The 19,055-nt window shown below is 29.4% G+C and carries 16 protein-coding genes; 9 read left to right on the top strand and 7 right to left on the bottom strand.

Annotated features, from left to right (window positions below; translation table 11 throughout):
- Positions 1-68: 68 nt before the first annotated feature.
- From lon to Lupro_RS04055, 7 genes are all read right to left on the bottom strand, one after another.
- Positions 69-2,522 carry an endopeptidase La gene (gene lon, locus Lupro_RS04025; RefSeq protein WP_068206509.1) on the bottom strand — a complete coding sequence of 818 codons (2,454 nt, stop codon included), beginning with the start codon at positions 2,520-2,522 and terminating at the stop codon, positions 69-71.
- 502 nt (positions 2,523-3,024) lie between these two features.
- Entirely contained in the window at positions 3,025-3,429 is a 405-nt protein-coding gene (locus Lupro_RS04030) for a response regulator (RefSeq protein WP_068206511.1), read from the bottom strand.
- On the bottom strand, positions 3,426-4,514 hold the full coding sequence (locus Lupro_RS04035; protein WP_144439107.1) for an ATP-binding protein: 1,089 nt from the start codon (positions 4,512-4,514) through the stop codon (positions 3,426-3,428). Before Lupro_RS04035 ends, Lupro_RS04030 begins: the two co-directional genes overlap by 4 nt.
- A gap of 373 nt (positions 4,515-4,887) precedes the next feature.
- Positions 4,888-5,370, bottom strand: coding sequence for a toxin-antitoxin system YwqK family antitoxin (locus Lupro_RS04040; protein ID WP_068206521.1), 483 nt, complete (start codon positions 5,368-5,370; stop codon positions 4,888-4,890).
- A complete protein-coding gene (locus Lupro_RS04045) occupies positions 5,327-5,557 on the bottom strand; it encodes a toxin-antitoxin system YwqK family antitoxin (RefSeq protein ID WP_068206523.1) in 231 nt (76 codons plus the stop codon). Before Lupro_RS04045 ends, Lupro_RS04040 begins: the two co-directional genes overlap by 44 nt.
- A gap of 7 nt (positions 5,558-5,564) precedes the next feature.
- On the bottom strand, positions 5,565-6,002 hold the full coding sequence (locus Lupro_RS04050; RefSeq protein ID WP_068206526.1) for a heme-binding domain-containing protein: 438 nt from the start codon (positions 6,000-6,002) through the stop codon (positions 5,565-5,567).
- 2 nt (positions 6,003-6,004) lie between these two features.
- Positions 6,005-6,991, bottom strand: a complete 987-nt coding sequence (locus Lupro_RS04055; RefSeq protein ID WP_099092390.1) for a DUF1028 domain-containing protein — start codon at positions 6,989-6,991, stop codon at positions 6,005-6,007.
- Positions 6,992-7,316: 325 nt separating this feature from the next.
- Here Lupro_RS04055 and purB point away from each other — a divergent pair, with 325 nt between their 5' ends.
- The 9 genes from purB (at position 7,317) to Lupro_RS04105 (ending at position 18,923) form a co-directional block, all read left to right on the top strand.
- On the top strand, positions 7,317-8,660 hold the full coding sequence (gene purB / locus Lupro_RS04060; RefSeq protein WP_068206529.1) for an adenylosuccinate lyase: 1,344 nt from the start codon (positions 7,317-7,319) through the stop codon (positions 8,658-8,660).
- On the top strand, positions 8,661-9,026 hold the full coding sequence (locus Lupro_RS04065) for a hypothetical protein (protein ID WP_068206533.1): 366 nt from the start codon (positions 8,661-8,663) through the stop codon (positions 9,024-9,026). It begins immediately after the preceding gene.
- Positions 9,027-9,034: 8 nt separating this feature from the next.
- Positions 9,035-9,802 carry a TerC family protein gene (locus Lupro_RS04070; RefSeq protein ID WP_068206534.1) on the top strand — a complete coding sequence of 256 codons (768 nt, stop codon included), beginning with the start codon at positions 9,035-9,037 and terminating at the stop codon, positions 9,800-9,802.
- A gap of 294 nt (positions 9,803-10,096) precedes the next feature.
- Positions 10,097-11,407 carry a TolC family protein gene (locus Lupro_RS04075; protein ID WP_068206537.1) on the top strand — a complete coding sequence of 437 codons (1,311 nt, stop codon included), beginning with the start codon at positions 10,097-10,099 and terminating at the stop codon, positions 11,405-11,407.
- Between the two features lie 57 nt (positions 11,408-11,464).
- Entirely contained in the window at positions 11,465-12,547 is a 1,083-nt protein-coding gene (locus Lupro_RS04080; protein ID WP_068206539.1) for an efflux RND transporter periplasmic adaptor subunit, read from the top strand.
- Between the two features lie 31 nt (positions 12,548-12,578).
- Complete coding sequence (locus Lupro_RS04085) at positions 12,579-15,779, top strand: efflux RND transporter permease subunit (protein WP_068206541.1); 3,201 nt, start codon at positions 12,579-12,581, stop codon at positions 15,777-15,779.
- A 24-nt stretch (positions 15,780-15,803) separates the two neighbouring features.
- Positions 15,804-16,109 (top strand): hypothetical protein, encoded by a 306-nt coding sequence (locus Lupro_RS04090; protein WP_068206544.1) that lies wholly within the window; start codon positions 15,804-15,806, stop codon positions 16,107-16,109.
- Between the two features lie 11 nt (positions 16,110-16,120).
- Positions 16,121-16,309 (top strand): YgaP family membrane protein, encoded by a 189-nt coding sequence (locus Lupro_RS04095; RefSeq protein WP_068206545.1) that lies wholly within the window; start codon positions 16,121-16,123, stop codon positions 16,307-16,309.
- A 397-nt stretch (positions 16,310-16,706) separates the two neighbouring features.
- Complete coding sequence (locus Lupro_RS04105; RefSeq protein WP_068206549.1) at positions 16,707-18,923, top strand: TonB-dependent receptor; 2,217 nt, start codon at positions 16,707-16,709, stop codon at positions 18,921-18,923.
- Positions 18,924-19,055 lie beyond the last annotated feature (132 nt).

Consider the following 19,055-nt stretch of genomic DNA (forward strand, 5'->3'; position numbering starts at 1 on the left):
TTTCACTTTGTTCAAAATGACAAGTATAATTACTTTTCAGACAGCCTCTTTATAAAATGTTAATTCACTTACAATGTTTTAGCGTTTTTAACTTTTTGTTTCAATAAAGCAATATCTATTACTTCTTTCATTTCTGAAACATAATTAAATTTCAATCCTTTTAAATAAGTTTGTTTAATTTCTTTAATGTCTTTCTCATTTTCTGCTGAAAGAATTATTTCTTTGATGTTGGCTCTTTTTGCAGCTAATATTTTTTCTTTAATTCCGCCTACTGGCAATACTTTTCCTCGCAACGTAATTTCTCCGGTCATTGCCAAATGAGCTTTCACCTTTCTTTGTGTAAATACTGATACTAAGGAAGTTAACATAGTAATACCCGCACTTGGCCCATCTTTAGGTGTTGCCCCTTCAGGAACATGAATATGCACTTTATATTCATCTAATATTTTACTGTCAATTCCAAAATCATTCGCATTTGCTCTAATATACTCCATTGCAATTGTAGCAGATTCTTTCATTACTTTTCCTAAATTTCCGGTAATGGTTAACCCTTTACCTTTTGAAATAATAGACTCAATAAATAAAATATCACCTCCTACTTGTGTCCAAGCCAAACCAGTAACTACACCTGCAACATTATTACTTTCATATTTATCTCGTTCCAAATGTGATGGACCTAATACTTTTTCAATAGTTTCAATAGAAATTTTAACTTCATAATCCTCTTCCATAGCAATAGATTTTGCAGCATAACGCACCATTTTAGCAATTTGTTTTTCCAAACCTCTTACTCCAGATTCACGCGTATAGGCTTCAACAATTTTTTCTAGTTGTTTTTTACCAATTTGCAAATGTTCTTTTGTTAATCCATGTTCTTTTAACTGCTTAGGTAATAAATGACGTTTTGCTATTTCTACTTTTTCTTCAATGGTATAACCTGAAACATTGATAATTTCCATTCTGTCACGTAATGCCCAAGGAATAGTAGATAAACTATTGGCAGTTGCAATAAATAACACCTTAGATAAATCGTAATCTAGCTCTAAATAATTATCGTAAAAAGTAGTGTTTTGCTCTGGATCTAACACTTCTAACATTGCTGAAGAAGGATCTCCATTATGACTAGAAGATGCCAGTTTGTCAATTTCATCTAACACAAAAACCGGATTTGATGTTCCTGCTTTTTTAATATCCTTAATAATTCTACCTGGCATTGCTCCAATATAAGTTTTTCTATGTCCACGTATTTCAGCTTCATCACGTAATCCACCTAAAGACATTCTAACATATTTTCTACCTATAGATTCGGCAATTGATTTCCCTAAAGAAGTTTTCCCTACACCTGGAGGGCCGTACAAACAAATTATTGGAGATTTCATATCTCCCTTTAATTTAAGTACTGCTAAATGCTCAATAATTCGCTCTTTCACTTTTTCTAACCCAAAATGATCTCTATCAAGAATTCTTTGAGCGCGTTTTAAATCAAATTTATCATCTGAATATTCGTTCCAAGGTAAGTCTAACAATAAATCTAAATAATTACGCTGAACAGAATATTCTGCAACTTGTGGATTCATACGTTGTAAACGCCCCAACTCTTTTTCAAATGTTTCTTTAACATCATCATTCCATTTTTTAGTTTTGGCTCTTTCTCGCATTTCTTCCAACTCTTCATCATAAGAAACACCTCCTAATTCTTCTTGAATTGTTTTGAGCTGTTGATGCAAATAATATTCACGCTGTTGTTGATCCATATCAGAGCGTGTTTTAGATTGAATATCACTCCGTAATTCTAAACGTTGTAATTCTGCATCCATCTTTTTTAACGTAAGTAACGCTCTTTCTTTTAAGTTTTTAGTTTCTAACAATTCTTGTTTTTCTGCTACTTTTAAATTCATGTTAGAAGAAACAAAATTGATTAAAAAAGGCTTACTTTCTATATTTTTAATTGCAAAAGTAGCTTCTGTTGGCAAATTAGGATTCTCTTTAATAATACGAACAGCCATTTCTTTAATAGAATCTATAATAGCCTCAAATTCAGGCTCGTTTTCTTCAGCACGATCTTCTATATATGGTTTTGTTATAGCCTGAATATACGGTTCCTCTTGCACAAAACTATCCACTTCAAATTGCTTTTTCCCTTGAATAATTACGGTCGTATTTCCGTCGGGCATTTTTAGCATTCGTAAAATACGAGCAACTGTACCAATTTTATGAATATCATTAATTGTTGGATCTTCTATGGCCTCATTTTTTTGAGCTACAACCCCAATAATTTTATTCCCTTTATTGGCTTCTTTAATTAATTGAATTGATTTATCTCTTCCAGCTGTAATTGGAATTACCACCCCTGGAAATAGCACCGTATTACGCAATGGTAATATTGGCAATACATCAGGAACATCTTCTTTGTTTATTTCCTCTTCATCTTCAGGCGTCATTAAAGGTATTAAATCTGCATCTTCATCTAAAATATGCTGTAATGACATATTGTCTAATTTTAAAAATTTTGAATTGCTCATAGTCTATATCTGGTCATTTTGTCATTAATAATTTCAATCTTAAAGAAAATATCAACTTAAAAATAATTTATTTTTCTGATTATCAATATTTTATATTTAAAATAAATATATTTCTACAACTTAAATTTCAATTGTTATGCCAAATAAGATAATATCAAACAATATTTTTATATAATTTTAAATATAACTGTAATAGTTTATAAATAGTAATGTATTTTATATAGAAATAGATTTTTAAAAGCCCCATTTTACATTTTGAAAAAAACTTTAAATTCGAGTGAATTTCACGACGGAAGTTCATGAAATTACGATTGAGAATAGTGCTTTTATATGTGCAAATACTTCAGCTAACTCAAAACCTAACAATTTTACAACCTACGCATGATTCTTCAAACACGCAATCTATAAAATTTGAATATTTTAATCTTCTGATAGATTTTTTAAAATAAACTTTTAAGTGTTTTTTATTGAATAGATTAGGGAAAGAAAATCTTAGAAAAACTTATATACAAAAATACTTTTCACATATTTCTTCTAACACTCCTTTAGTAAGAGGTTTACTTCTAAACTCTCTAATTTCTTTAATGTTTTTGGCTTTTTCTCTATCATCAGGATCTAGAGAAGTGGTTAACATTACTATTACTACCTCCTCACGGTGTTTTATATCCAATTCATTATATTTATCAAGAAACTCCCAACCATTCATCCCCGGCATGTTGATATCAAGAAAAATTAATCGGCATAGTTTCTCTTCTTCTTTTGAATTAATGAGATTTAAAGCCTGTTTTGCGTTTTGCATAGTCACTATATTTTTAACATAGCCCGTTTGCTCTATAATCAACTTATGAAGGTAATTAACTGGTTCTTCATCATCAATTAGTAATATACAGTTTAATGCTTGTTTCATAAATTATTTGAATTTAAAATTGTAAAGTAAAATGTACTTCCCTTGTTAGGGACAGAGTCTACCCAAATTTTACCACCGTGCAATTCCACAATTTTTTGGCAGAAGGCAAGCCCTAAACCAAAACCTTTATATTCAGTTCGGGCATTTAATTGTTGGTAAATTATAAATATTTTCTTCTTATGTTCTTCAGCTAAACCAATTCCGTTGTCCTGAACAGAAAATTTCCAATAGTTACCTTCCTTTTCTGAAGAAATTTTAATTTGAGGTGCTGTACCTTCCTTCCTAAACTTAATAGCATTACTTATTAAATTCTGAAATAATATGCTTAATTCTAATTCACAACCATATACTTGAGGCAATTTATCAATAATAAATGTAGTATTTGTTTCTGCAATAGAAAAGGCAAAATCGTACTGAATTTCAGTTACTAATTTGTTGCAATCAACCATAGAGAGTTTACGTTCCCTCCCAATACGTGCATAATCAAGTAAACCCCTAATTAAAAAACGCATACGACTAGATGCTTTTGTAATAAATTGAAGGTACTTGTCTGCATTTTTATCTAACCGTCCTTTATACTGTTCGTTCAACAATTCAACAAATCCAGTTACTGTGTTTAATGGCTCTTGTAAATCATGTGCAGCGATATAAGTGAATTGCTCAAGTTCCTTATTTTTATTTTTAATAGCTGTTAGTGATTGTTGAAGTTTATTGACAAGATGAACTCTTGCAGAAACATCTCGTATGGAAGCCGAAATAAATATTTTATTTTCCAATTTAATAGGATTTAAACCAATTTCTATAAAAAATTCACTACCATCCTTTCTTTTTACCAAAAAGTCCTTGCTTTCTGACATTTCTCGTCTTACAGGCGCTCTGAGGTATTTATCAATTATAAGGCGCGTATGTACAATACGTTCTGGAATTAAATATTCTACTTTCTTCCCAACAAGTTCTTCTCTCTCATATCCAAAGAGTTTTTCTACTTGGTGATTTATTTTAACAATAATTCCGTTCTTATCAACCAGCAGTTCTGCATTGGGTGCAAACAGAAACATCTCTTTGTATATTGTTTCAGTATCCAAAAAATTACAATTAATCTTATACAAATTTAAAAAAAAATGATAAATATTCTTTTTTATGAAGATATTTATGATGGAAGTATTACTGATTTCTTTAGATTAAGTAATAATTTTTTAGAGGTCAATAGATAGTTTCATACAATTAATTTAATAAATTCTATTTATGTGTGATATAGTTCTCGACTGCGCTCGAACAGACAAATTATTTTGCATTACACTTTTTATATTCAGTGTTTTACCATTTCAAATTTAGATGTAGTTATCTACTGACCTCTAAAATTTTTAATAAAAAAAATATATTAAAAGTAACCAAAAAAAATTAAATATCTGAATTTAAATGTATTACGAAGTTCGCAACCCTTTTACTTTTACGCTTTCAGTTTGCTCTCTTTACCCGTTTTCCGTTTTCAAAATACTCCCATTTCCCTACTTTCTCATCATTTTCATACACTCCACTATAAATAAGTTTTCCTTGTAAATTATAATATTTTGCAAGTCCTTGTAACTTACCTTTAACATAATTCAAATCATCTAACAAATTACCATTATCTGCAAAACGTTTTGTATTTCCGTGTAACTTTCCATTTCTATAGTTTAAAATTTCAGTAATTTTACCAGAACTGTAGTATGTTTTAACTTCTCCATCCAATAAGCCATTTATATAACTTTCTTCGGATAATATTGTTTTCCCATCAGAATTATAATATATCCACTTACCAATTCTTTTTTTACCTACCATTGCTCCTTTACTTTCCAAAATTCCTTCTACGGTATAAAATTTAACTTTTGCTAAACTGTCTTCTTCTCTAAAGGTTTTAAGGAAATTTAGAACTTTTAGCACTATAATATCTAAAAACACCTACTTCCTTTCCATTTTTAAACTGACCAACATAGCGCACATTTCCATTGTTGTACTTTTTTTTCCATATGCCAATTCTTTCCCCTTTAGAATTGAATTGATTAATTTTAGCTTGAGCCTGTATATTATGTAGGCTCATTGTTAAAATTGTAACGGTATAGATTAATATGTTAGTTATTTTTCTCATTTATCAATTAATACTTCTCAATTGTATTAATCCAATCAAGAAATAATTTGTTTTGTGACTCATTCAATGCAGCATTTTCATGAATTAATAAATAACTAGTTAACGGCATTTCACGGTTTTTTATTACTTCTTTTAACTCTTTTACAATGTGATTTTTTTGGTCTTTATTATATGTTGTCCACTCAGAAAAGTTTAAGTGTTCTTTGGCTTCGTTAATATGCTGAGCCAAATACCATGAAAATGGTGCAATTTTATTGTACCAAGGGTAAACCGTTGAATTTGAATGACAATCTGCGCACGAAGTTTTAATTAGCTGCTGTACTTCATCTGGAATTTGGAGTTCTGTAGTAATATCATTTGTATAATCTTTTGAATTATTTTTTTGAGGTTTAATAAATTGAATTAAAACCAATACAGCTATAATTCCTAAAAGTATTTTTTTCATTTTTATAAATTTAATATTTCTTTTAATTGCTTTTCTGAAACTTTCAACAATTTTGCCTTTAACAATCTAGGTATTAATTCTCTCCACTTATTATTTTGCTCAAAAATTAATTTAAAAATTTGTGTTGCTTCAGTTAACTCTCCATTATTAGCTAAGGTAACTGCATACCAATATTTCATTTCCAAATTATTAGGATTTAGTTGTTGAGCTTTCATATAATATTCTTTTGCTAGCTTATTATTACCTGTCTCAACGGCTAAATCTCCTTTATTCATATACTCGTACGCTGTATGAATTGTTAACAATCGTCTCATTTCTTTTAACGGATTTTCATTATCTTCAACACGTAAATCTACAACTTTATCTTCCCAACTATTTCCTGTGCTTTTTGCTTTTACAACTAAAATTGCAGCTGATTGTTTTCCTCTAATATCTCCACCTTCTTTTTGGGCTGCTTCTAAAGCTATCAATAAGCGTTCTGCCAAAGCACCTTTTGAATTTTTAAAAGCTTTTGCCATTGCTGGCCAAACCGTACTTTTTTCCATTAAATTCGCCTGAACTGAAAAATTATCACCAACAATATGCCCTGCCATTTCTATACAGTTTTTTCCTGTATAGGCAGCTACATTCCCTTGCACATCTAAAATTGCTAATTGCCTAACTTCTCTTCCCTCATCCAATTCTAACAATGATTCTACAGCCATTTTAGGGGTTAAACCGTTTTTCAACAAACTCAACCCTCTAGGGCCAAACGATGGATTTATAAACGATTGTGTTGCCACTACTCCTACTCCTGCTTCTCCCCAAGCAACTAAACTACCTACTGAAAACCAGTGCGATTGTACAGCAACTCCCATTTCACCTGTAACTGTATCTCGTGCTACAATAGAATAAGTATGTGCAAACGGTTCTTTTTTTGAATAAAATTGTTGAGAGTTCCCTTCAAAATTCATCATAAATATTAAAATTATTATACTAAATGACTTCATAATTTGTTATTTTTAGGGTTTAAAGATACTATTCTTTTATATAATTAAAGACATATTTTATGGTGGCTATTTCAAATTTTTGGTTTTATACAATTGCAATTGTAGTGATACTACATATAGTAATTGGTTTTATATATCTAGTGTACAAATTATCTCCTAAAAAAAAGGATAAATCTAAAAATAAATAATCTTATAGTTCCGTTTTATAGCTCCATGATGTTCACATAATGAAAAGGCAAATTTTAAGTTGAATAAAGAGTTTATAAAACAATTCATTTTTATCTTAATTTCATTAATTTTACATTTTTCAACACAAACTAAAAAAATGATTTTAACCAATTTAAATGCCATATCGCCAATTGATGGTAGATACAGAAATAAAGTAGAAAGTTTAGCGCAATTTTTTTCAGAAGAAGCACTTATCAAGTATCGAGTAAAAGTAGAAATTGAATATTTTATTGCTTTATGTAAAATTCCATTACCTCAATTAATCAAATTTAATACTTCTGAGTTTGACAAGCTAAGGGCTATTTACTTAAAATTCTCTTCTGAAGATGCACAAAAAATAAAAGATATTGAGAAAATAACCAACCATGATGTTAAAGCTGTTGAGTATTTTATCAAAGAAAAATTTGATGCGTTAAATTTTCAGAAATACAAAGAATTTATTCATTTTGGCTTAACTTCACAAGACATAAATAATACCGCAACACCGCTTTCAATAAAAGATGCTTTTAATGGTGTTTATTACCCTCAATTAGCTACTCTTATAGAAAAATTAAAAGAATTAGCAACTGCTTGGAAAAATATACCAATGCTTGCCAGAACTCATGGACAACCTGCATCACCTACAAGGTTAGGAAAGGAAATTTATGTTTTTGTAGAAAGAATTGAACAACAAGTAAAACAGCTACAAAACATTCCTTATGCAGCGAAATTTGGTGGAGCAACAGGAAATTTTAATGCTCATAAAGTTGCTTATCCAACTATTGATTGGAAACAATTTGGAACTAGCTTTGTTGAAAAAGTGTTAGAGTTACATCATTCATTTCCAACTACTCAAATTGAACATTACGATCATTTAGCTGGTATTTTTGACGCTCTAAAACGTATAAACACCATATTAATTGATTTTAATAGAGATATTTGGACCTATGTTTCTATGGAGTATTTTAAACAAAAAATTAAAAAAGGTGAAGTGGGTTCTTCTGCAATGCCTCACAAAGTAAATCCAATAGATTTTGAAAATTCAGAAGGAAACTTAGGAATTGCAAATGCCCTTTTTGAGCATTTATCTGCAAAACTTCCTATTTCGCGTTTGCAACGTGATTTAACAGACTCTACAGTTTTAAGAAATATTGGCGTACCCATTGCTCACACAATTATTGCATTTAATTCTACGTTAAAAGGATTGAATAAATTATTAATTAATGAAGAAAAATTTGCCGAAGATCTTGAAAATCATTGGGCTGTAGTAGCTGAAGCTATTCAAACTATATTGCGTAGAGAAGCATATCCAAATCCTTATGAGGCTCTTAAAGGTTTAACAAGAACCAATGAAAAAATTACACAAAAATCTATGTCCGATTTTATTGAAACCTTAGAAGTTTCTGAGATTATTAAAAAAGAATTAAAAGCTATAACACCAAGTAATTATACAGGAATTTAAATGAAAAAATTTATACTTATTTTCGCTATATTAATATCCATAATATCGTGTAAAAACGATGAATTAAATCCCGACCGTTTTAAAACTGGAACTTTTGAAATCCCTGAAGGTAAGGGCTATAAAAAAACAATTATCATTAGACAAGATTCTCTTCAAATTGAAAAATACGAAGACAGAATTGACTCACTTTCAATTGTTTGGAAAAATAATTTTAATTACACACTTCAAATATTACATCCAAAAAATGCCATTGATGAAGAACCTATTCATGTTAAAATTACAAGCCTTAAAAACAATTCTTATGAGTTTGAAGCAGTAATTGGACATTCTAATTTTATACAAAAAGGAACAATTTTTAAAAAATAAATTGATCTATGGAAATATTCTTGCTAGTAGATACTTGGGTAGCATTATTAACACTTACTTTTTTAGAAATTATATTGGGTATTGATAATATTATTTTTATATCTATAACTGCTGGAAAACTACCTTCTAACCAAATTAAAAAAGCTACAAGAATTGGTTTGTTACTAGCGCTTGTATTTAGAATTATACTCTTATTTGGCGTTTCCTATTTAATTTCAATGAAAGAACCTTTCTTTTCTATTGATTTATCTTGGCTAAAGATTGGTATAACTGGTCAAAGCGTTATTTTAATACTTGGCGGACTCTTTTTATTATATAAAAGCACCAGTGAAATTAGAGACAAAGTTGAAGGTATTGAATACTCTAAAAATAGCATAACAAAAAAGAAGCCTTCAACTTTAAAAATGGTGATTATTCAAATTGTAATGGTTGATATTGTTTTTTCATTTGATTCAGTTTTAACGGCAGTTGGTATGACAAATGGTATTCCAGGAGCTTTAATAATAATGATAACTGCTGTAATAATTTCAATGATTATTATGATGATTTTTGTTGTACCAGTTAGTACGTTTGTGAATGAACATCCTACCATTCAAATGTTAGCATTATCTTTTTTAATTTTAATTGGTTTTATGTTAATTACTGAAGGTGCTCATTTATCTAATGCTGAAATATTCCATCAACACGTTGGCGCTATACCAAAAGGGTATCTATATTTTGCTATCGCTTTTTCATTAGGTGTGGAAGCGTTAAACATGAAAGTTAGAAAGAAATAAATAATCTCAATCTAGTAACTATTTCAACTATCTATTTCTAAATATTTTACGTGTATAAAGCGGGTAAATCCATTTGTATTAATGTAATTGTTATTTTTAGATACATTAATACTATTAAATATTTTTTTTTTTGTAATTTTAATAGCCATATTAAAATAAGTTCTTTTTAAAGCACAGAACTTTTATTTATTTTTTTTGAATTTTGTGTTATAAATGTTACATAAGTGTGTGCCATTTATTACTCATTTAGAATACAACCTCAGTTACATTTGCCACAAACTAAAAACAAAAACTATGCAAAGTAAGTATATACTATTTATTATAATTTTTATCTATAACATTCTTAATGTCAGAGCTCAACAAGAAAAATTAATTTCATTTGATGAGGTATTAAATAAGGTTAAAGAAAATAATTACACCATCAAAATTTCTAATCAAAATTTTGAAGTTGCAAAAGCTGATTTTAATCAAACTAATTCCGTTTTATTACCAAATATTGCTATTTCTCATACTGGAATTTCAACTACAAACCCTTTAATGGCCTTTGGTTCAAAGCTAAATCAAGAAATTTTAACACAAGCCGATTTTAATCCAGCACTCCTAAATAACCCCGATAAGGTTAATAACTTTGCTACCAAAATTGAAATACAACAGCCTCTTTTTAATGCTGATGGTTTGTTTATGCGAAAAGCAGCTAGATCAAAAATGAACGCGGTGGAGTTACAAATGTCAAGAACCAAAGACTATATAAAATTAGAGGTTATTAAAGCATATATGCAATTACAAATTGCATATAAAGCTGTTGAAGTACTTGAAAAAGCAACAGAAGCCGCCCTAGAAAATAAAAAAATTGCAGAAAACAACTTTAAACAAGGTTATTTACAAAAAGCCGATGTACTTTCAGTTGAAGTTCATGTTACCGAAGTTCAAAATCAACTACATAACACCAAAAGTAATTTAAAAAATGCTTCCGATTATTTAAATTTTTTAATGGGCGCTACTACAAATGAAACATTAAAACCCTTAACACCACTAGTTCCACATCTAGATTTAGACATCTACAATAAACAATTATCAACAACTAGAGCTGATATTGAAGCTATGGAAAAGAGTACTGAAGCTTATAACAACATGTACAAAGCTGCTAAAATGAGTTATTTACCAAAGTTGAATGCTTTTGGAAGTTATGAAATGTATGACACTAAATTATTTGGAACCAATGCCAAAGGTTATACCGTTGGTGCTCAATTATCTTGGAATGTTTTTGAAGGGTATAAACGTATTGGTAAAACTCAAAAAAGTAAAGCTGAACTTGAAAAATCAGAAATTAGTTTAAACCAATATAAAAATAAAAGTTTGCTAGAATTTAACAAAGCAAAACGACAACTTAAAGATGCAGAAAACAAATTAAACCTAACCAATCTTGCTGTAGAGCAATCTAATGAAGCTCTTAGAATTAGAACAAATAGATTTAAACAAGGATTAGAAAAAACTTCAGATTTATTAAATTCTGAAACTCAATACCTACAAAAACAGTTAGAATATCTACAAACTGTTTTTAATTACAATTATACAAAAGCTTATGTAGAGTTTTTAATAAAATAATGCTATTTGATAAACACTAAGTAATAAAATAAACTTGACCATTAAATTTCTAAAAAAATGAAAAACATTATACGAATAATATTAGCAACAACTTTAATTTTAGTAACAAGTTGCGGAAAAGATAAAACAAAAATAATTGACAATAGACAAACTGTAAATGTAAAAGTAAGCACTCCTTCTCAAGAAAATGGTTCTTATATTACTGCAAGTGGTAAAATTGAGGCTGTTCAAAATGCCACTCTTAGTACAAGAATGATGGGATATGTGAATAACATTTATGTAAAAGTTGGTGACAAAGTATCTAAAGGTAAACTTTTAATTAGTATAAATAGCGCTGACATCTCAGCACAAAAAGCCCAAGTTGATGCTTCAATTACTGAAGCTACTGCTGCCTTTAAAAATGCCGAAAAAGATTACAAACGATTTGTAGCACTTTTTAATGAATCCAGTGCATCTCAAAAAGAAATGGATGATATTACAGCTAATTATGAAATGGCAAAAGCAAGATTAGAAGCTGCGAATCAAATGAAGAATCAAATTAATGCGCAGCTTTCATACACTAACATTACAGCACCATTTAATGGTGTTATCACGGGGAAATTTATTAATAAAGGTGATATGGCCAACCCTGGCATGCCTCTAATAAGTATGGAGACTCCAAGTAAATTTCAAGTAACCGCTTTGGTGCCAGAATCTAAAATTACTTTAATAACAAAAGGAGAAACTGCAACTATTCTCATAAAATCAACAAATAAAACTGTTACTGGTAAGGTAACGGAAGTTAGTACCTCCGCTCAAAATACAGGTGGACAATATCTCGTTAAAGTAATTTTAAACAAAACCAATGTTAAATTATTCTCAGGTATGTATACATCTATACAATTCCCTATCAATAAAACAAGTAAAAACACCAAACAGTCAGCACCAATTTTAGTACCTAAAAAATCATTGATAAAACAAGGTCAGCTAATTGGTATTTATACAATTGGAGATGATAATATTGCCATATTAAGATGGCTTAGAATTGGAAAGTCTTTTGGAGACAAGGTTGAAGTACTCTCTGGCTTATCAGCTACTGAACAATATATAGTTTCAGCTGATGGAAAATTGTTTAATGGAGCTAAGGTTAGTATTCAGTAAGTATTTTACTCGCTCATAAAAATATAAAATTATGCAAGAAGGAATTTCAGGTAAAATAGCACATATTTTCATCAATTCTAAATTAACAATATTATTGATGATAGCCTTAATGGCAATAGGTATTTATAGCTCATTTTTAATACCTAGAGAAGAAGAACCACAAATTATTGTTCCAATGGCTGATGTATTAGTTGGCTATCCCGGAGCAAGCCCTAAGGAAATAGAAAGTCGTATTATTAAACCTCTTGAAAAAGTTATTTCAAACATAAAAGGAGTTGAACATATTCATAGTATTGTTATGAACGGGCAAGCTATGATGGTTATCCAATTTTATGTTGGAGAAAACACAGAAGATTCGTACTTAAAATTATACGATGAGCTAATGCATCATCAAGGGATGTTACCTAAGGGAGCCAGTCAACCTTTAGTTAAAACTCGTGCTATTGATGATGTACCAATGCTTGGGCTTACATTTTGGAGTAAAGACTACACCGATTTTCAACTACGCCAAATAGCTGAAGAAGTTACTTCAGAAATTAAAAAAGTAAAAGATGTCTCAATTACAAAAGTAATTGGAGGTAGAAATAGAGAACTTAAAGTAGTATTAGACATGGATAAAATGGCTGAGCTAAATATAGATCCTCTTTCTATTATGCAAATGATAAATGCTAATAATAGTAGTTCTCAATCTGGGAGTTTTGTCAATAATGATCAAGAATATTTGATAACCACAGGGAAATTTTTAAATTCAGCTGATGATGTAAAAAATTTGGTTGTAGGTATTTCTAAAAATACACCTATATATTTAAAACAAGTAGCAACAGTAATAGATGGTCCTGAAACACCTAGAAGCTACGTTTCATTTGGTTATGGAAAAGGAAATGAATTTTTTAATAAAAACCAAGGAGAATACCCTGCGGTAACCATCTCAGTAGCAAAAGTAAAAGGAGCTGATGCTATGAAAATTTCTGAAAAAATACTTGCAAAAGTTGATTTTTTAAAGGAAAATTTAATTCCTAATGATGTTCATGTTGATATAACCAGAAATTACGGAGAAACTGCTTCACACAAAGTTGGTGAATTACTACTCCACTTGGGAGTTGCTATTTTAGCCGTTACTATTTTAGTTATGTTAGCTATGGGATGGCGCGGCGGATTAGTAGTCTTTTTCTCTGTACCTCTAACTTTTGCATTAACGCTATTTAGTTATTATTTATTAGGTTACACATTGAACAGAATAACGCTTTTTGCCTTAGTTTTTGTTGTAGGAATTGTAGTTGACGATAGTATTATAATTGCCGAAAACATGCATAGACATTTTAAAATGAAGCGTTTACCGTTTATGCAAGCAGCCATATACGCTATTAATGAAGTTGGAAACCCTACAATACTAGCAACTTTTACCGTAATTGCAGCTATATTACCAATGGCCTTTGTATCTGGAATGATGGGACCTTATATGAGCCCAATGCCAATTGGTGCATCTATAGCTATGATACTTTCCTTGTTTGTAGCCTTAACAGTAACTCCATATTTAGGTTATCACTTGTTACAAGAAAAAGAAAAACAGCAAGGTAAAAAAGAAAAAGGAATTAAAACAAATTGGATTTACAAAATATATGAAAAAACTGAACGCCCTTTTTTAGATAATAAAATAAAAAGGTGGACTATGCTTGGTTCTATTGCTTTACTTTTAGCTATATCAATAGGCATGTTTTTTACAAAATCTGTAGCTGTAAAAATGTTGCCTTTTGACAATAAAAATGAATTTCAAATAGTAGTTGATATGCCTGAAGGCACAACGTTAGAACGAACAGCTGCTGTAACAAAAGAAATTGCACAAATAGTATCAACAATACCAGAAGTAGTAGATTATCAAAATTATATTGGAACCTCTTCTCCTATCACTTTTAATGGTTTAGTTAGGCATTATGACGTACGTGCAGGTAGCAATATGGCAGATATACAGGTAAATTTATTACACAAATCTGAAAGAGATTTACAAAGTCATGATATTGCTAAAATTGTACGTACAAAACTTAAAAAATTATCTAAAAAATACAATGCAAATATAAAAGTGGTAGAGGTTCCACCAGGACCTCCTGTATTATCAACTTTAGTTGCAGAAGTATATGGGCCTAACTACAAAGAACAAATTAATGTAGCAAAGCAACTAAAAGATATTTTAAAAAATACAGCAAATGTTGTTGACGTTGACTGGATGGTTGAAGCTCCTCAAACTGAGTATAAGTTAATTGTTGATAAAGAAAAAGCAATGTTAAACGGTATTGCACCTCAGCAAATTGTTGAAAATTTAACATATTTACTAAAAGAATACCCTATTTCTAATTTGTATGATGAAAACTCATTCAATCAAGTTGCAATTGTAATGGGGCTTAATGATAGTGACAAAACTAGCTTGCAAAATATTTTAAATCTCAAAATTAGAAGCAAACAAGGAAATGTTATACCTATTAGTGATTTGGTAAAAGTTGTAAAAGACACTTTACAAAAAACTATATTTAGAAAAGATCAAAAACAGGTTGTCTATGTAACTGCGGATATGGCAGGAGGTTTAGAGAGTCCCGTTTACGCTATTTTAGGAATGAAAGAAAAGCTACAAAAAATTAAACTTCCAAAAGGATATAAATTAAATGAACTTTATATGGAACAACCATCTGACGAAAGTAATTTCACCATCAAATGGGATGGAGAATGGCAAATTACACTAGAAGTTTTTAGAGATTTAGGAACTGCATTTTTAGTAGTTATTCTTATTATTTATATGCTAATTGTTGGGTGGTTTCAAAATTTTAGAACACCGCTGGTTATGATGGTTGCAATACCTCTTTCTTTAGTTGGAATAGTATTTGGTCACTGGATATTTGGAGCTTTCTTTACAGCTACATCATTTATTGGTATGATTGCTTTGGCTGGTGTAATGGTAAGAAATTCAGTATTGTTAATTGACTTTATTGAGATTAGATTAAATGACGGTGTTCCCATAAAACAAGCAATTATAGATGCTGGCGCAGTTAGAACTACACCTATTTTATTAACCACAGGTGCTGTAGTAATTGGAGCTTCAATTATTTTATTTGATCCTATTTTTCAAGGTTTAGCTATATCTCTGGTTGCAGGTGCCATTGTATCAACCCTTTTAACACTTATTGTAGTGCCCGTAATTTACTATATGTCTGAAAAAAACAAATGGAATTCTAAAGAAAATTAATTTTTAACCTAATACTATATTATTATGAAATTGATTATAATTACAGCTGTAAAAGAGTTTGAAAAAGATATTATACATATTCTTAAAAACTCAGATATTACCATTTTTTCATACAATGAAATTATTGGTTACCGAAATATTCCACGTGAAGCCAATATAGATAATTGGTTTCCTGGAGAACGAAAAGAAAATAAATCTATCATGTTTTATGCATTTGTAAAAAAAGAAGAAACAGATGAATTATTTGAACGCATTAAAATTTTCAATGAAAAACAAGAATCGTTATCTAAAATTCATATATCTATTTTAAATATTGAAAAATCTAACTAAAAACTAAAAAAATGAAACAAAGAATTATAAGAGCATTTGCAGGAACATTTATATTGGTTAGTTTACTACTAGCCATAAAACTCAACAATTTAAATTGGTTGTGGGTAACAGCCTTTGTGGGAGCAAATTTATTACAATCATCTATAACTAAATGGTGTCTTTTAGAAGTTATATTATCTAAATTAGGTGTAAAAGATTAATATGTTTTGTACTTTTGTACAACAATTTTATAAGCAATCAAACAGGTTATTAAAAATATTATAGCAATTGCATTTATAACAACTGTATTGTTTCCAATAACAATACAGTTTTCTCATGCTTTAAGTAAACATGAATATACAGCTAGTAATAACCAACAAAAAACATTTTTAGATACTCCAAAAACAAATTGTAGTATTTTTCATCATCAAATAAATGTTAATGCAATTGATTTTTCCGTAAACTTTTCATTTACAGAACCTTCATCTAAATATGAGAAAATTTACTTTGTAAAAAATCAAATTTCCATATTTAATTTTCACTATAAATCTTCGAGAGCACCTCCAGCTTATTGTTAATCAATTATTTTAAAATTTTAACAATAAATCTCAAAAAAAAATGAAAAACTTTATTTTAATCCTATTCATAGGGTTATCTAGTTTGTATATACAAGCTCAAAACAACTTATCTGGAAAAGTAACAGATAACAACAACAAACCACTAAGTAATGTTGATGTTTACATTGGCGAACTTCACAAAGGAACTTCAACAAATGAAAACGGTGAATACTTTATAACCAATTTACCAAATACAACTGTGTCAGTTACTGCTTCCTTTATTGGTTTTCAAAAACAAACTAAAACAATTGACATATCATTACATAACACGTTAAATTTTGTTTTAAATGAAGCTGTTTTTAAAATGGATGAAGTCATAATTTCAACACCATTTAATAAATTACAATCTGAAAATGTAATGAAAGTTGAAAGAGCAAGCATTCAGCAATTAAAAAATAAAGGTGCCGCAACATTAATTGAGGGTATTAGTTCTATACCTGGAGTTTCTCAAGTATCTACAGGTGTTGGTATTGGTAAACCCGTTATAAGAGGTTTAAGAGGAAATAGAGTTTTGGTATATTCTCAAGGATTACGCTTGGAAAATCAACAATTTGGTGAAGAACATGGTTTGGGTATTAATGAATCGAGTATTGAAAGTGTTGAAGTTATTAAAGGGCCTGCCTCACTATTATATGGGTCTGATGCTCTTGGAGGCGTTTTATTTTTTAATCCATTACGATTTGCCGACGACAATACTTTTAAACTAGATATTAATCAAAAATATTTATCAAATACAGAAGGTTCAAGTACTTCATTCGGATTTAGAAAATCATATGAATCATGGAAATTTTTAGTAAATAGCACATATCAATCTCATAGTGACTATAAAATACCCAGTAAATTAAGAGTTACAAATTCTAGATTTAAAGAAACGGTATTTAATACCGGTATTAATTACAACAACAAACTTGTTTCTAGTACTTTACGGTTAAATTTTAACAATACAATTATAGGTATTCCAGAAGAAATTGGCCTGCAAACTTCTACAAAAACACATACATATCCTTATCAAGATTTAACGAATAAAATGATAAGTTTAAATACTATTATTTTTCTACCTAACTCTAAAATAATCTCTACTTTTGGATACACATTTAATGACCGAAAAGAAATTGAGGAACCTAACACTATTGCAAACCCATTACCTGCGTTACATTTAAAACTTAAAACGTATAGTTATGATGTAAAATGGCATTTACCTAAACTAAAAAACTTTGAATCTATTTTAGGAGTTCAAGGAATGCATCAAAAAAATAAAACGCTAGGTATTGATGTACTTATTCCAAATGCACAGACAAACGATTTTGGTGTATTTTTAACTGGAAACTATACCCAAAACGAAAATAGCTTTCAAGGCGGACTTCGTTTTGATAATCGGAATTTAGCTACCCAAAAAAATGTTGATACAGAAAACCATGTGTTTAATGCTATTCGTAAATCCTTTAAAAATATAACGGCTTCTTTTGGATATAAAACTACTTTATTTGGTGCTGTAACTAGTAGATTTAATTTTGCAGCAGGTTTTAGAGCTCCTAATCTAGCAGAACTAACTTCAAACGGGGTTCATGAAGGTTCTAACAGATATGAAATTGGAAATAACAATTTACAAAGTGAACACAATTTTCAATCGGATGTTGCTTTAGAATATAAATCTACACATTTTGAAATTTTCGCAAACGGATTTTATAATAACATCAATAAATACATATACATTACTCCTACTGGGGCAATGCTTAACAATAATTATGTTTATAATTATGTACAAAATAATGCAGAATTATACGGCGGTGAATTTGGATTTCACATTCATCCACACCCAGTAGATTGGTTACATTTTAATAGTAGTTATGAAATGGTAATAGGTAAACAGAGTAACGGCACTTATTTGCCTTTAATTCCTGCTAATAAACTTACTAATACTTTACGTGTTGAATTAAATGAGAAAAATTGGTTACAAAACGCATTTACTGCAATTACTTTAGAAAGTCATTTTAAACAAAATAAAATAGGTGATTTTGAAACGCCAACAAATCAATATAATTTAATAAATATTGGTATTGGAGGAATCATTAAGCTTAAAAAAATAGATTTTAGCTTTAATTTTAATGTAAATAATTTAGCGAATATTTCTTATGTTTCCCATTTATCCAGATTAAAAGTAGATGGTATCCCAAATATTGGAAGAAATTTTATTACAAGTGTAAAATTTAGCATATGAAAATTCTCATATTAAGACCATTTTTAATAAATATTCCGCAAGAAATAATAATTATTTAAAACATTAATTAAATTAATGTGTAGTATTAATTTGCTTTTATTGTTATTTTCTTAAATTATCTTAAATTTTTAA

The organism is Lutibacter profundi (genome assembly GCF_001543325.1).
Classification (GTDB): domain Bacteria; phylum Bacteroidota; class Bacteroidia; order Flavobacteriales; family Flavobacteriaceae; genus Lutibacter; species Lutibacter profundi.